Genomic DNA, 15,412 nt, shown 5'->3' with positions numbered 1-15,412 from the left:
GACTCCAAAATTGAACAGCATTTTGACTGTTCAATCGATACAATTGGCCGATCGGACTCGATGCCGACCTCCGGCCCGTCGAACCGGAGCGGTGCCGGCGGCGGCAGTCAGCGACCCGGCCGCCGGTTCCGGGGGGACCGGCCGAACGTCGATCAAGCAGGGATGCCGCCGATGACCGTGCCTCCAGGCCGTGCCGCCGCTTCCGGCGAACCCCTCTCCGGCGGATCTCCTGTCGGTGGCTCCTCTCTCGGGGGTTCTCCTGTCGACAGTTCTCCTGTCGGCGGACTTGACGCCCGCGAACCGGACGCGGTGGCGCCTGCCGCCGCGCCGATGACGGACGGTGAAGCCGTCGAGATCGCGTGCGCCGATGGCGTGCGGCTTGGCGGCCACCGCTGGCGGGAGCGGGACAGGCCGGCCAAGGCGGTCGTGGTCGTCAATCCGGCCACCGGCGTGCTGGCGCGCTACTATCATCGCTATGCCCGCTTCCTCGCCGGCCACGGCTTCGAGGCGCTGACCTACGATTATCGCGGCATCGGGGCTTCGCGCCCGGCGCGACTGCGCGGCTGCGGCTATCGCTGGCACGACTGGGGCACGCGGGACTTCGAGGCCGCGTTGCGGTTCGCGGACGAGCTGGCGGCGGGGCGGCCGGTGATGGTCGTCGGCCACAGCATCGGCGGCTTCCTGCCCGGGCTTTCGGCGAGCGCACCGCGGATCGACCGGATGCTGACCGTCGGGGCGCAATATGCCTGGTGGCGGGACTACGCCGCGGCGCGGCGGGCCGGGCTCGTGCTGAAATGGCATGTGGCGATGCCGCTCGTCACCGCGCTCTGCGGCTATTTCCCCGGCCGCCGCCTCGGCTGGCTGGAAGACCTGCCGGCCGGCGTCGCCAACGACTGGAGCTTCCGCCGCGCGCGGATGGAACTCAGCCATCCCGCTGCGGAGCGCGATGCCATCCTGGGGCGGTTCGCCGCCGTCCGCGCGCCGATCCTCGCTGTCGGCGTCTCGGACGACGAACTCGGCACACCCCGCGCCATCGGCCGCAGCCTCGCCTATTATGCCGGCGCGCCGCGCACCCAGGTCGAACTCCAGCCCGCCGATTTCGGCCTCGCCGAGATCGGCCACTTCGCCCTGTTCCATTCCCGCTTCGCCGACAGCTTCTGGCGGGACATGCTTTTGTGGCTTGAGCAGGGGCGAAATCCGTGGCCGGAGCGGACATTGCACGGCCCGACCCTGCCCGGCGGGACGCCCTGACATTCCCGGCCCCGGCAACGAAATTTTCCGCCGGGATGGCGGGGCGGTGGGGGTTCAATTCCGCCAGGCAAGACACGACATGCTAGAGCATAACCCGTTCAGATCGAACCGATCTGAACGACAAGGATATGCTCACGCTTCTGAATCTGGAGCGATTTCTTGTCGATCTGATGATTCCATCAGATCGGAAAGCGCTCTAGGGTGCGCCCGAGGCGCAGATCCGACGTCCCGCCTTTCGCGACTGCCCTGCCCGACCCGCCATGATCCTGCAAAGCCGCGTGCCCTGCCGGCTGCGGCAAGGCGGCCCGGGCGCCTCTGTGGCGGAGGGAAGGCGGCGTTTCCATTCCCATTGCCCGGGGCATCGCGCCGGGCGTTCCCCGCAAGGGCCTGTTCAAGCAAGGGCCTGTTCAACGATGAAGTGGAGCGATCGGCCATGAACGATTCATCCGAATACACGCCGCCGAAGGTCTGGACCTGGGAGAAGCCGAGCGGCGGCACGTTCGCCAGCATCAACCGGCCGATCGCCGGGCCGACCCACGACAAGGAACTGCCGGTCGGCAAGCATCCGCTCCAGCTCTATTCGCTGGCGACGCCGAACGGCCAGAAGGTCACGATCATGCTGGAAGAGCTCCTGGAGCTCGGCCACAGCGGCGCGGAATATGATGCCTGGCTGATCAAGATCGGCGAGGGCGACCAGTTCGGCTCCGGCTTCGTCTCCGTCAATCCGAACTCCAAGATTCCCGCCCTGATGGACCGGTCCGGCCCGCAGCCGATCCGGGTGTTCGAATCCGGTGCCATCCTGATCCATCTCGCCGAGAAGTTCGGCGCCTTCCTGCCGACCGAGCCGGCCGCCCGGGCGGAATGTCTGTCCTGGCTGTTCTGGCAGATGGGCTCCGCGCCGTTCCTCGGCGGCGGCTTCGGCCACTTCTATGCCTATGCGCCGACGAAGCTGGAATACCCCATCAACCGCTATGCGATGGAGGTGAAGCGCCAGCTCGACGTGCTCGACCGCCGGCTCGCCGAGAGCGCGTTCGTCGCCGGCGACGCCTACACCATCGCCGACATGGCGATCTGGCCGTGGTATGGCGGCCTCGTGATGGGCTGGCTCTACAATGCGGGCGAGTTCCTGTCGGTGCAGGATTACAAGAACGTCCGCCGCTGGGCGGAAGCGGTGTTCGCCCGCCCTGCCGTCAAGCGCGGGCGCATGGTGAACCGCACGTACGGCGATCCGTCCGAGCAGCTTCACGAGCGCCACGATGCCGGCGACTTCGCCACGAAGACGCAGGACAAGCTGGGCAAGACGGGCTGACGCCTCCGAGGCGGCCGCTGGCCGGCGGGGCTGACCCGTTCCGGCCGGCGGCATGCCCCTGCCGCACTGCCCGGGCGCATGCCGTTGCGGCATTCCGGCTCGCCGCCCGCATTTCCGGCCGCAGCCGACGGCCTCCCAGTGACCGGAGCCCCTGGTTCGCCCGGACTTTGCTCCGGAAGCCGGAGCCGGCCTCAGGGCGTCATGCCGGCGAGGCTCATCACCGCGCGGAACACCAGCGCGACGACGCCGAGTGCGGCGACGCTCGCAACCCAGATCAGCACGAGCCAGCCGACGCGGCGCACCCAGAGGGTGCCGGGGCGCGGTGTGCCGCGCCCGTTCCTCGCCATGGGCCGCCTCGTCGCCCCGGGCCTCTTCATCACGCCGGGCGGGGTCATCACTGGATGGGCCTTCATCAGTGATAGCCCTCCCCCGCCTTCACCTTGCCGCGGAACACGTAATAGGACCACGCGGTGTAGGCCAGGATGAACGGGATGATGAACAGCGCCCCGACCAGCGCGAAGCCCATGCTCTGGGGCGGCGCCGCGGCCTGCCAGATCGAGACCGCCGGCGGGATGATGTTGGGCCACAGGCTGATGGCGAGCCCGGTATAGCCGAGAAACAGCAGCGCCAGCGCCAGCACGAACGGCGCCGCGTGGCTGTCGTCGCGGCCGAGGGACCGGACGAGGGCCGCGCTCGCCATGAGCACCAGCGCCGGAACCGGCGCGAAGAAGGCGAGATTGGGCATCGAGAACCACCGCGCCGACACGTCGGCATGGGCGAGCGGCGTCCACAGGCTGACGGCCGCGATTGTGGCGAGCAGCACGGCGGTGATCGGCCGCCCGAGCGCGCGCATCCGGCGCTGGAGCGCGCCCTCGGTCTTCATCACGAGCCAGGTGGCGCCGAGCAGCGCGTAGGCGACAAGAAGCCCGAACCCGGTGAACAGGCTGAACGGGGTGAGCCAGTCGAGCAGGCCGCCGGCATAGGCGCCGTTCTCCACCGGGAAGCCGTTGATGAAGGCGCCGAGCGAGACGCCCTGGAAGAACGTGGCGATATAGGAGCCCCAGGCGAAGGCCTTGTCCCAGAACGGCTTGTGGGCCTCGTCCGCCTTGAAGCGGAACTCGAAGGCGACCCCGCGCCAGATGAGCCCGGCGAGCATGAGCACCAGCGGCAGATAGAGCGCGGATAGGATGACGGCATAGGCGAGCGGAAAGGCGGCGAGCAGCGCCGCGCCGCCGAGCACCAGCCACGTCTCGTTGCCATCCCACACCGGCGCGACGGTGTTGACCATCACGTCGCGGTCGTCGCGGCCGGGCACGAAGGGGAACAGGAGGCCGATGCCGAGATCGAAGCCATCCATGATGACGTACATCATCAGCCCGAAGCCGATGATGACCGCCCAGAGAAGGGGAAGATCGATGCCCATGAACGGTCTCCTCAACCGAGCGCCGGATCGATGTCGTCGGGCGCGGCGGACAGCGGCCGCGCGGGGCGCGCCGACTGGCCGTAATCGTTGGCGCCGGGCACGGGCGTATGGCCGTGGCCCTCGCCTTCGCCCTGCTGCGGCCCCTTGGCGACGAGCTTGAGCAGGTAGCTGATGCCGGTGCCGAACACCGCGCAATACATCACGATGAACAGGCCGAGCGTGGCCGAGAGCGCCACCGCCGAGTGGTTCGAGACCGCGTCGGCGGTGCGCATCACCCCGTAGACCACCCAGGGCTGGCGGCCGATTTCCGTCGTGAACCAGCCGGCGAGGATGGCGACCAGCCCGGCCGGCCCCATCACCGTCGCGAACCGGAGGAACAGCGGCGAGGCATAGAGCCGGCCGCGCCACCGGAGCCACGCACCCCAGACGCCGAGCAGCAGCATCAGGAAGCCGAGCCCGACCATCACGCGGAACGACCAGAACACGATGGTGGCGTTCGGCCGGTCTTCGGGCGGATAGGCGCTGAGGCCGGGATATTGGCCATCGAGGCTGTGGGTGAGGATCAGGCTGCCGAGCTGCGGGATCTCGATCTTGTAGCGCGTTTCCTCCGCCGCCATGTCCGGCCAGCCGAACAGGATCAGCGGCACGCCCTTCGCGCCCGGCTCGTTGCGCCAGTGGCCTTCCATCGCGGCGATCTTCGCCGGCTGGTGCTCCAGCGTGTTGAGGCCGTGGGCGTCGCCCACCGCGATCTGGACCGGCGCCACCAGTAGCACCATCCACAGCGCCATGGAGAACATGGTGCGTACCGCCGGCGTATCGCGGCCGCGCAGCAGATGCCACGCGCCGGAGGCGCCGACGAACAGCGCGGTGGCGAGATAGGCCGCGATCGTCATGTGCGCCAGGCGATAGGGGAAGGACGGGTTGAAGATGACCTTCAGCCAGTCCACCGGCACGACGCGGCCGTCGATGATCTCGAAGCCCTGGGGCGTCTGCATCCAGCTGTTGGAGGCGAGAATCCAGGTCGCCGAGATCAGGGTGCCGACCGCCACCATGATGGTGGCGAACAGATGCAGGCCCGGCCCGACCTTGTTCCAGCCGAACAGCATGACGCCGAGGAAGCCCGCTTCGAGGAAGAACGCCGTCAGCACCTCGTAGGCGAGCAGCGGCCCGGTCACCGAGCCGGCGAAGGACGAGAAATAGCTCCAGTTGGTGCCGAACTGGTAGGCCATCACCAGACCTGAGACGACGCCCATCGCGAAGTTGACCGCGAAGATCTTCGTCCAGAAGTGATAGAGATCGCGATAGACCTCGTTCTTCTTCCAGAGCCACAGCCCCTCAAGCACGACGAGATAGCTCGCCAGCCCGATGGTGATCGCCGGGAAGATGATGTGGAACGAAACCGTGAAGCCGAACTGGATGCGGGCGAGTTCCAGCGCCGTCAATCCGAACATGCCGCATCCTCCTGTACCCCGGCCGCAACGCGGGCCGGGCCGAAGCGTTGCGGGGGCAACGGCGATGTGAAAACGGGCCGCCGCCGGCTTTCGGGCGCGTGAACGCCCGTGCCACCGCGGGCGGCCGGCTGCGGGGCGAGCGGCACCGGCCAATGGGGCACCGGCCAATGGCCGGCCGTCGCGGTTTCGATCAACGCAGACATCGGTTCGTCCTTCGAAGGGCCCCCGGCGGCCGGCGCCCGATGGACGCCCGGCCGGCCGGGAAGCCGGTTCCCGCATGTGCGCTCCGGCTTCCGCGCTGCGGGCGCGCGGCGGAGCACCCCCGCGGCAGCCCGGCCCGGCGGAGCGGGCGGGCGGCGGGGAGATGGCTGGAGCCCATCCCGTCGCGCGCGAAGCGCCCTGAGCGGGATATGCCCAAGCCTTTGAATCAAGAGCGATTTCCTGTCGATCGGACGATCCCGTCCGATTCGGAAAGCGCTTTAGACGACCGCCCGTGCATCGAGCGGCGGTTCCGCCATCAGGCTCGCGAGCTGCAAGAGCCCATCCTCCAGCGCGCCGCGATCCGGGGCGACGCCGAGCGATATCCGCACCGCTTCCGGCGGATGCGGCGCGACGGAGAAGGCGGAGGCCGGCACGATGGAAACGCCGGCCCGATCGGCATGGCCGGCGAAATCCGCCGCGCGCCAGTGGGCGGGCAGATGCAGCCAGAGATGATGGCCGTTGGGATCGGCGGCGAAGGCCGTGCCGCCGAGGATCGCCGTGGCGAGGGCCTGCCGGCCGGCATTCTCCACCCGGATCGCGGTGGCGAGGCCGTCGAGCGTGCCGTCAGCGATCCAGCGGCTGGCAAGCGCGGACATCAGCGGCGGCGCCATCAGGGTGGTCGACCGCAGCACCCCCGCGAGCCGGGACGCCTGTGCCGCGCCGGGCGCCACGACATAGGCGACGCGGAGCGCCGGCGTGGCGCATTTCGACAAGGTGGCGACGTGCCAGACGATGTCGCCGGCGAATTCGGCGAGGGCCGCCGCGCGCTTGGGCAGCAGCGGCGCATAGGGATCGTCCTCGACGATGGCGACGCCGTGGGTTCTCGCCAGCGCCGCCAGCGCGCGGCGGCGATCCTCCGGCAGGGTGGCAGTGGTCGGGTTGTCGATGCTCGGGATCAGGTAGAGCAGCTTCAGCGGCCGGCCGGATGCGGCCGCTTCGAGGCAGGCGCGCTCGAACGCCGCGGGCACGAGGCCGAACTCGTCCATGGCGAGCGGCACCAGCGCCAGCCCCTGCTGCGCCGCGACGGCCTTGAGGCCGGGATAGGTGGTCTCGCCGGCGGCGACCGCATCGCCGCGGCCGAGCATGAGCGCGCAGATGGCGAACAGCGCGCCCTGCGCCCCGCTGGCGACCACCACGCGATCGGCCGAAACCGGGCCCAGCCGGGACGACAGCCAGTTCGCGGCAGCGGCTCGGTCGGCCTCCGCGCCGCTGCTGTCCTGATAGTGCAGGCTGAGGAGGCCGCGCGGGCTGCCGAGCACGCCGGCGACGCCCTGGGACAGGAGCCGGCGGAAATCGGCCTCCGGCGGCTGCGGCGGGATGTTCATGCCGAGATCGACCAGCGGCCGCGGCGGCGCGGCGCCCTCGCCACCGCCGCGATCCTCGCGAATGAAGGTGCCGCGGCCGGCCTGCGCCTCCACCAGCCCGCGGCGGCGCGCCTCGTTGAAGGCGCGCGTCACCGTCGTCAGGTCGACGTCGAGCGCCTCGGCGATGGCGCGCTGAGGCGGCAGCCGGTCGCCCGGCAGGACGCGGCCGGTGCGGATATCGGCCTCCAGCGCCTCGACGAGGCCGAGATATTTCAGGCGGGCGCTCTCCACCAGCCACGGCTGCCACATGTCTTTCCCCAATGTATGGTCCAATGCCATACACCTCTGTAGCATGTATGGATCGATGGAGAAAGGGATGTATGGGGAAGAACGCGGGGACGAACGGCGGGACGGGTCAGGCCATGCGCGGCGGGGGACCGGCGGGAGGCGATACGGGCGCACGGCCGATGGTGCGGGCGGTCGGACTCGAACCGACACTCCGTCACCAGAACCCGTCCACGAGGCCCTGATCCTGGATTTGCAGCTTCTGGAGCCTTTCGCAGGCGCGGGGCCGGTCAGCCGGACTGACGCGACGCGCGAGCCAGTCCCGATAGGCGGCGGTGGTCTCGCCGGGCACCGGCCGTGCCCCTACGCCAGCGCACGAGCATGGCACTGCACGGGGGCACGGAACGCGGCGCGGCAGTGCCGGTGGGCTTTAGCTCACGGCGGACGGGCTGCGTGCGGTCAGAACCTCAGGGAGAAGTGCGCCGAGAAGACGTTCTCGCTCGCCTGCCTGGCGATCTGGCCGGAATAGTTCACCTGGATGCTGGCGAGGTCGGAGAGGGCATAGGACAGCCCCGCCCCCACCAGCAGCGTGTCTTCTGCAATCGGCACACCCTGCGTCTGGAAGGGTGTCGAACCTGCGAGGAACCGCATGTCCGCCGTGGGCGTGGTGTCGCCGAAGGCGTGCTGCCAGCCGAGCGTCACGCTGGGCGTGAGGGCACGGCCGCCCAGCATGAAGGTGGTGGCAGCGCGGGCGCCGAGGGAGGTGTAGAGCGTGCTCATGCCCTGAACGTCCACCCCGAGGCCGGCGCCGCCGGTGCCGGTTTCCGTGGTGGAGCCGCCGGAGACATTCACATAGGCAAGGCCGGCGAACGGCTCCAGATCGTAGGCGCCGAAGGCCATGCGGTAGGCCGCCTCGCCGAAGAGCTGGGTGGTGCCGACCCCATAGCCACCGCTCTCCGAGCCGGCGAACCCGGGGAAGACGATGCTCCGCTGCACATCGATGTCGTGCCAGCTATAGGAGACGCCGCCGCGCAGCCCCAGCCCGCCGAACTGGCCGCCGAGATAGACGCCCACGTCGTAATTGTCCATGGAGCCCGAGGAGCCGCGGGCATCCGCCTCGAACTGGGTCTGGCTGAAGCCCGCCATGATGCCGGCGCGGACGGTCTCGCCGATGGCCGAGTCGAGGCCGAGGAAGAAGCCGCCCATGGAGGATGAGATGGTGGCCGCATTGCCATTGCCGAAAGCATTGCCCCAGGCGCCATAGCCCTGCGCCCACAAGGTGGGGGTCAGATCCCGGCTGAGGGCCGCGGTTGCCGGCCCCGCCGCGTCGGCCGCACGGGACATCGCATCGGCGCCGGCCCCCATCATCGACTGGCGCAGGCGCGCGCCCACCACGTCCCGCAGATAGACGCTTTCCTGCTGGATGACCGTGCTCGTGGAGGGGTAGACCTCGCCCGACAGCTGGTTGAAGGCCGGGGCTACCGCGCTTTGCGGCAGCATGTGGATGGCCTCAAGGACCGGGCTCTGGTCTCCCAGCGCCTGCGCCGCCACGGCGACATTCGCCTGGTTCGGGGTCTGCGCATACTGGATCAGATCCCTCCCGTTCGAGATGAGGGTCAGATAGATGTTCTGCGCGTCATAGCTGAGCAACGGCTCGAGGAAGGCATAATCCGAGGTGACGGAGCCGAAGCTGCCGGTCACCGTTCCGGATGTGGTCAGGATGGTCACCTGACTTTTGGCGGCATAGACGCCGGGCACAGCATTGACCTGGACGCTGGCGCCGGAGGAAATCGTGACATTGCCGGTGGCGACGATGAGGTCATGGCCGCCGGCGGGCGTCACGTCCACGGCATAGATGGCGCCGGAATTGAAGGTCACCGTGCCGTTCACCGTCAGCGTGCCCGGCGAGTAGCCGGGGGCGACCTTGCCGCCCGAATTGAGCACGAGCCCGCCGATCGCCGCCGTGCCCTTCAGCACGCCGCCGGCATTGATCGTGAAGGTCGATGCCGAGGACGAGCCCTGGTCCAGGCTGACCACCGTGTCGTCGACGGTGATGGGCGCGGTGGTGTCCGACGAGAGCCGCACTGTGCCGCCGCCCGTGAAGGTGATGGTGCCCGTGCCCGTGATCGTGCCCGTGAAGCTGTAGGCGTCGGAGCGGTTGAAGACGAGGGACCCGTTATTGACGATGGCGCCGGTGAGGGTTCCGGTGACGCCGCCGTCGCCGATCTGGAGGGTGCCGTCGACGATGGTGGTGCCGCCGGTATAGGTGTTGGTCCCGGTGAGGACCAGCGTGCCCGCACCGGTCTTGTCCAGCGCGCCGTCGCCGGAGATCGAGCCGGAAAGCGTGAGGGTCTTTGCGGCGTCCACCTCTATGGCCGCATTGCCGGGTGCTGACACCAGATTGGTCAGCGCGATGTCGTTGCCGAGGGTGAAGGTGTCGCCGGCCCGGAGCGTCGCGCCGCGGGCGAGTGTGACCGCGCCCGTGCCGAGGGCTCCCGCGGTGAGCACCCGAAGGGTTCCCGCACTCACCGTGGTGCCGCCGCTATAAGTGTTGGTGCCGGTAAGCGTCAGGGTGCCGCTGCCGATCTGCGAGACGCTGCCGCTGCCCGAGATGACGCCGTCGAAGCTCGTCGTGTCCGCGCGGTCGAACACCAGGGCTCCCGTGTTCGCGATGTCGCCCAGAAGCGAGCCGGTCGTTCCGCCATTGCCGAGTTGCAGCGTGCCGCCCGAGATGGTGGTGCCACCCGTATAGATATTGTCCGCCGTCATAACCAACGTGCCGAGGTCGCTCTTCGTCAGGCCGGATGTGCCGGCGAGGACGCTGGAGACGGTGGCGACAGTGGCCGCTCCCGCCTCGGTGCCGTCACCCACCCGGATCACGGCCGGATCCGTTCCGGTGAGGGTCAGGGTTCCGCCGGTCACCTCATAGCCGCTGGTCACAAACTGCATGCCGGTGGTGGCCACCTGGCCGGCGCCTGTGTCCACGGTCACCGTTCCCGCATTGCCCTGGAAGATGGCGAAGCCGCCATTCCACCGCTCGGTGATGGTGCCGGACGCATTGGTCCAGTTGGTCTGGGCCGCCGCGCTCCATGTGCCGCTGCCGCCCTGCACCGACTGGGTCGGCGAGGTTTGCGTGCCGTTCCAGAACTGAAGGGTGCTGCCCGCGCTCTCCACCACCAGGTTCACCTGGCCCTTCACGGAGGTCTGGACCCCGCCGACCAACCCGCCCGTCAGCGCCGCCACCTCCATGCCGTTGTCGGTAAGGCCGCCGCCATAGGTGATGATGCGGTAGAGCCCGGTGCCGAAGCCCGCCGCCTGCGTCACGTTCAGCGTGCCGTCGAGCACCACATCGCTGTTGACGGTGAAGACGCCGCCGCCCGTGGTTGCACCGAGGGTGACGTCCGTGTTCGCGCCCGCAGCGAGGGTGAGCCCGCCCATGGTGAGGCCGGTGGGCTGCGTGCCGCCCAGCGTGCCGCCCGCCCCGACCAGAACGGTCTGTGCCACGGTGCCGGTGCCGGAGAGGGTGGCCTGATCCTGCACCGTCACACTGCCCGCGAGGCTGCCGGTGAGGTCCAGCGTACCGCCGCCTACGGTGGTCGTGCCGGTGAAGGTGTTGGCGCCGCTCAGCGTCAGGGCGCCCGTGCCGACCTTGCCGAAGCCGGCCGTGCCGGAGAGCACGCCGGAGAAGGTGGAGGAGGCGCCACCCGCGCCGACCACCAGTTGCGTGGCGTTCATCCGGACGCTGCCGCCGCCGCTGAGCGCGCCCACGGTCTTGGTGGCGCCCATCTGCAGGGTGAGGCCGGCGCCACTCGCGACCGTGACGGCGACGGCGTCTGCAAGGGCGCCGGTGCCGTCGGCGACGAGGGTGCCGGCGGAGACGGTGGTCGCCGCGATGGTGTTGGTGCCGCTGAGGGTCAGCGTGCCCGTCCCCGCCTTGATGATGCTGCCGGTGCCCGAGATGACGCCGGAGAACGTCGAGGAGGTGTTGTCGCCTCCTGCGGTGAGGGCGTGGCTGCCAAGGGCGAGGGTGCCGGCGCCAGCGACGGAGCCCACGGTTTCGTCGGCATCGCCCAGCGACAGCGTGGCGCCGGCATCGATCGTGAGGCGGGCGCCGTCCGCCAGCGATGAGCCGCCCACGAGGGACAGGGTGCCGCTGGACACCGTTGTCGTGCCGGTGAAGCTGTTGATGCCCGAAAGCGTCAGTGTGCCGCCGCCCGCCTGGGTGAGGCTGCCGGTGCCCGAGAGGGCGCCAGCGAAGGTCACCGCATCCGAGCGGTCGAAAATGAGCGCGCCAGCGTTGACCACAGCGCCGGAGAGCGTGCCGGACGTGGCGCCGTCGCCAACCTGGAGCGTCCCGGCCGAAATCGTCGTGCCGCCGGTGAAGCTGTTGGTGCCGGTGAGGGTCAGCGTGCCCGTGCCCGCCTGGATGAGCGCACCGGCGCCGGAGATGCTGCCATCGAACGTCACCGCATCGCTGCGGTCGAAGGCCAACGTCGCACCTGTCGCGACCGTCACATCGCCCAGAACGGAGCCGGTGCTTCCGCCGTTGCCAATCTGGAGGCGGCCCTGCGTGACGGTGGTGCCGCCCGTATAGGTGTTACCGCCGGTCAGGACCAGCGTGCCGAGGTCGGTCTTTTCGAGGCCGGTCGCGCCCTCCAGAACGGAGTCGATGCTGGCCGTATACGCGGCCCCCGTCAGCGTGCCGTCGCCGACACGGACCTGGGTCTGTCCCGAGGTGGCGGCCAGCGTGATCGTGCCGTCCGAGACGGAATAGCCGCCGACCATGAACTGGAGCCCGGTCGTGGAGACCGGGCCCGAGACGGCCACGGCCCCGGCGGTGCCGGCGAACACGGCAAACCCGCCGTTCCATGCCACCGACTGGTTCAACGGAGCGGTGAGCCAGTTGGTATCGGAGGGGTTGGCCGTCCAGATTCCGCTGCCGCCATGCAGGGTTCCGTCCGGCGTGGTGGTGGTGCCGTTCCAGTACAGCATGTTGCTGTTCAGGACGGCGAGGTTCACCGCGCCCGGCGCCTGCTGGATCTCGTAGCTAAAGCCCGTCGGGGTGGAGCCGAGCGTGAGCCCGTTGTCGGCCGTCAGGGTCGTGTAGTCGATGATCCGGTACACGCCCAGCGCCATAGTGCCGGCATTGGTGACGTTCAGCACACCATCCAGCGTCAGCGTGCCGGTGGAGAACGCGCCGCTGCCTGCCGCCGTGCCCAGCGCCACATCGAGGTTCGAACTGCTGGAGAGGGTGAGGCTGGTCATGGACAGGCCATAGGCGCCCGCCGCGAGCCCCGGCGCGGCGCGTAGCGTGCCGCCGTCCTGCACGGTCACGCTTCCGGTGACGCCGCCGCCGGCCCCACCGTCGGTGGCGCCCTGCAGCGTCCCGCCGGACTGGACGAGGATGTTGCTCGCCAGCGTCACGCCCCCGAGGATTTCCAGCGTGCCCGCAGCAACGGTCGTGCCCGCGGCGGCGCTGTTCGCGCCGGCCAAAGTGAGCGTGCCCGATCCCTGCTGCACGAGGGCGCCCGAGCCGGTGATCGCCCCGGCAGCCGTGACGTCGTCCGAGCGGTTGAACGCAACCGTTCCAGTGTTCGCGATCGCGCCCACAAGCGAGCCCGACGTGCCGCCGGCGCCGATCTGCAGCGTGCCGGCCGAGACCGTGGTGCCGCCGGTATAAGTGTTGGTGCCCGAAAGGACGAGCGTGCCGGCGCCGGTCTTGGTGAGGCCGCCGGAGCCGGAGATCACGCCCGACAGGGTGAGCGTTGTGGCATCGGCCGCGGAGAGGGTGCTGCTGCCGGAAAGGGCGACGGTCCGGGCGGAGGTGAAGGTGGCGGTGGTGGCGAGCGTGCCGCCACTGAGGGTGAGCCCGCCGGTGCCGCCCAGATTGGCGTCGGCCGAGACCTGAAGCGTGCCGGCCGAGACCGTGGTGCCGCCGGTATAGGTGTTGGTGCCGGTGAGGACGAGCGTGCCAGCGCCGGTCTTGGTGAGGCCGCCGGAGCCGGAGATCACGCCCGACAGGGTGAGCGTGGTGCCGGTGGAGGGCGTGATCGTGCTGGCGCTCGCGAGCGCCACGGTCCGGGCGGAGGTGAAGGTGTCGGTGGTGGCGAGCGTGCCGCCACTGAGGGTCAGACCGCCGGTGCCGCCGAGATTGGCGTCGGCGGAGACCTGAAGCGTGCCGGCCGAGACCGTGGTGCCGCCGGTATAGGTGTTGGTACCCGATAGCGTCAGCGTGCCGGCGCCCGCCTGCGTCAGCGCGCCCGTGCCGGAGATGACGCCCGCGAAGGTGGTCGCGTCGGAGCGGTTGAAGACGAGCGCTCCGTTGTTCGCCACGTTCCCGGCGATGCTGCCCGAGGTGCCACCGTTGCCGATCTGCAGGGTGCCGGCCGAGACCGTGGTGCCGCCGCTATAGGTGTTGGTGCCGGAGAGAACGAGCGTGCCGGCGCCGGTCTTGGTGAGGCTGCCGGAGCCGGAGATGACGCCAGACAGCGTCAGGTTCATGCCCGTCGCCGGGCTGAACGTCCCATCAGCGGACAGCGCGACCGCCCGGGCCGACGCCATGTCCGCCGTCGTCGCCAGCGTGCCGCCGGAGAGCGTCAGGCCACCCGAGGCATCGCCGAGGTTCGCGTCAGAAGACACCCGCAGCGTGCCGGCCGAAACGGTCGTGCCGCCAGTATAGGTGTTGGTGCCCGACAGCGTCAGCGTGCCGGCGCCCGCCTGCGTCAGCGCGCCGGTGCCGGAGATGACGCCCGCGAAGGTGGTCGCGTCGGAGCGGTTGAAGACGAGCGCTCCGTTGTTCGCCACGTCCCCGGCGATGCTGCCCGAGGTGCCACCGCCGCCGATCTGCAACGTGCCCGCCGAGACGGTGGTGCCGCCGCTATAGGTGTTCGTCCCGGAGAGCACGAGCGTGCCGGCGCCGGTCTTGGTGAGGCCGCCGGAACCGGAGATGACGCCGGAGAGGGTGAGCGTGGTGCCGGTGGAGGGCGTGATCGTGCTGGCGCTCGCGAGCGCCACCGTGCGCGTGGAGCTGAAGGTGGCGGTGGTGGAGAGCGTGCCGCCATTGAGGGTGAGCCCGCCGGTGCCGCCCAGATTGGCATCGGCCGAGACCTGCAGCGTGCCGGCCGAAACGGTCGTGCCGCCGGTATAGGTGTTCGTCCCGGAGAGAACGAGCGTGCCCGCCCCGGTCTTGGTGAGGCCGGCCGTGCCATCAAGGGTCACGCCGAGGGTGGCCGTGCCGCTGTCAACCTGCACGAAGGGCGCGCCGCCACCAGCCTGCGTCACCAGAGACAGCGTTCCGGTGCCGTCCAGCACGTAATCCGTCACCGCGAACTGCAGGCCGCTGGCGCTCTCCGCCGTGCCGAGCGTGACCGTGCCGGCGGTACCGGTGAAGATGGCGAGCCCGCCCGCGATCCAGCTCGACGCGATCGTCCCGTTGACGTTGGACCAGTTGGTCGCCGTCGTCGTCCAACTGCCGTCGCCGCCGGTGATGGTGCCGCTGCCGGCCGTGCCGGCGCCGTTCCACCATTGGGTGGAGACACCGTCCACCACGGCGATGAGGTTGATCTGCCCCGCCACCGCCGTCTGGATCACGCTCGAAGCCAGGGAAGAGGGCACGCCCGAAAGGGTCAGGCCCGACCCGGTGAGGCTGAGCGTGCCGGTATAATCGATGAGGCGGTAGCTGCCGGCCTGGAAGGTGCCGCCGCCGTTCACGGTCACCAGCCCGCCCGCGAGCGTCAGGTCGCCGGTGACGGAGATGCGGTCGTTGAGGGTGCTGGAAGGCGCATCGGGCTGGGCGAGGTCGAAGGCCAGGATGGCGCCGGAGCCCACCGTGAGGCTGCCGGTGGACAGGATGCCGGGCGTACCGGCGACGCCGGGCGCGAGGGTGGCGCCGGAGGCCAGCGTCACGCTGCCGGTGATCGAACCCGCGCCGCCGAGCGTCGCGCCTGAGCCAACCGACGCTGTGCCGGCGAGGCTCCCGGAAACCTGCAGCGTGCCGGCCGAGACCGTGGTGCCGCCGGTATAGGTGTTGGTTGCGGTGAGGACGAGCGTGCCGGCGCCGGTCTTGGTGAGGCCGCCGGAGCCGGAGATCACGCCCGACAGGGTGAGCGTGGTGCCGGTGGAGGGCGTG

Annotated in this window: 7 protein-coding genes; 2 read left to right on the top strand and 5 right to left on the bottom strand. The window is 70.0% G+C overall.

Annotated features, from left to right (window positions below):
• The first annotated feature begins 330 nt into the window (after positions 1 to 330).
• Both BUF17_RS12855 and yghU read left to right on the top strand, forming a co-directional pair.
• Positions 331 to 1,251, top strand: a complete 921-nt coding sequence (locus tag BUF17_RS12855) for an alpha/beta hydrolase family protein (RefSeq protein WP_073629977.1) — start codon at positions 331 to 333, stop codon at positions 1,249 to 1,251.
• 433 nt (positions 1,252 to 1,684) lie between these two features.
• Positions 1,685 to 2,560 carry a glutathione-dependent disulfide-bond oxidoreductase gene (gene yghU / locus BUF17_RS12850; protein WP_073629339.1) on the top strand — a complete coding sequence of 292 codons (876 nt, stop codon included), beginning with the start codon at positions 1,685 to 1,687 and terminating at the stop codon, positions 2,558 to 2,560.
• Between the two features lie 191 nt (positions 2,561 to 2,751).
• Here the strand turns inward: yghU and BUF17_RS12845 are convergent, their stop codons facing one another.
• The 5 genes from BUF17_RS12845 to BUF17_RS12825 all read right to left on the bottom strand — a co-directional run.
• Positions 2,752 to 2,907: a DUF2474 domain-containing protein gene (locus BUF17_RS12845; protein ID WP_073629337.1), complete on the bottom strand. Its 156-nt coding sequence runs from the start codon at positions 2,905 to 2,907 to the stop codon at positions 2,752 to 2,754.
• A 65-nt stretch (positions 2,908 to 2,972) separates the two neighbouring features.
• Positions 2,973 to 3,983: a cytochrome d ubiquinol oxidase subunit II gene (cydB, locus tag BUF17_RS12840; RefSeq protein WP_073629335.1), complete on the bottom strand. Its 1,011-nt coding sequence runs from the start codon at positions 3,981 to 3,983 to the stop codon at positions 2,973 to 2,975.
• A gap of 11 nt (positions 3,984 to 3,994) precedes the next feature.
• Positions 3,995 to 5,434 (bottom strand): cytochrome ubiquinol oxidase subunit I, encoded by a 1,440-nt coding sequence (locus BUF17_RS12835; protein ID WP_073629333.1) that lies wholly within the window; start codon positions 5,432 to 5,434, stop codon positions 3,995 to 3,997.
• Between the two features lie 479 nt (positions 5,435 to 5,913).
• Positions 5,914 to 7,308 (bottom strand): aminotransferase-like domain-containing protein, encoded by a 1,395-nt coding sequence (locus BUF17_RS12830; RefSeq protein ID WP_073629331.1) that lies wholly within the window; start codon positions 7,306 to 7,308, stop codon positions 5,914 to 5,916.
• A gap of 435 nt (positions 7,309 to 7,743) precedes the next feature.
• Positions 7,744 to 15,412, bottom strand: a 7,669-nt coding sequence (locus BUF17_RS12825; RefSeq protein ID WP_175563694.1) for an autotransporter-associated beta strand repeat-containing protein, incomplete at its 5' end; no start/stop codon positions are given.

The organism is Pseudoxanthobacter soli DSM 19599 (assembly GCF_900148505.1).
In the GTDB taxonomy this organism is placed as follows: domain Bacteria; phylum Pseudomonadota; class Alphaproteobacteria; order Rhizobiales; family Segnochrobactraceae; genus Pseudoxanthobacter; species Pseudoxanthobacter soli.
Note: the sequence above shows the minus strand (reverse complement) of the source record. Positions and strands in the feature narration are given on the sequence as shown.

Excerpts from the sequence above, each read along its gene's own strand:
- cydB (WP_073629335.1), bottom strand. The coding sequence starts at position 3,983 with ATGGGCATCGATCTTCCCCTTCTCTGGGCGGTCATCATCGGCTTCGGG.
- BUF17_RS12845 (WP_073629337.1), bottom strand. The coding sequence starts at position 2,907 with ATGGCGAGGAACGGGCGCGGCACACCGCGCCCCGGCACCCTCTGGGTG.
- BUF17_RS12855 (WP_073629977.1), top strand. The coding sequence starts at position 331 with ATGACGGACGGTGAAGCCGTCGAGATCGCGTGCGCCGATGGCGTGCGG.
- BUF17_RS12835 (WP_073629333.1), bottom strand. The coding sequence starts at position 5,434 with ATGTTCGGATTGACGGCGCTGGAACTCGCCCGCATCCAGTTCGGCTTC.
- yghU (WP_073629339.1), top strand. The coding sequence starts at position 1,685 with ATGAACGATTCATCCGAATACACGCCGCCGAAGGTCTGGACCTGGGAG.
- BUF17_RS12830 (WP_073629331.1), bottom strand. The coding sequence starts at position 7,308 with ATGTGGCAGCCGTGGCTGGTGGAGAGCGCCCGCCTGAAATATCTCGGC.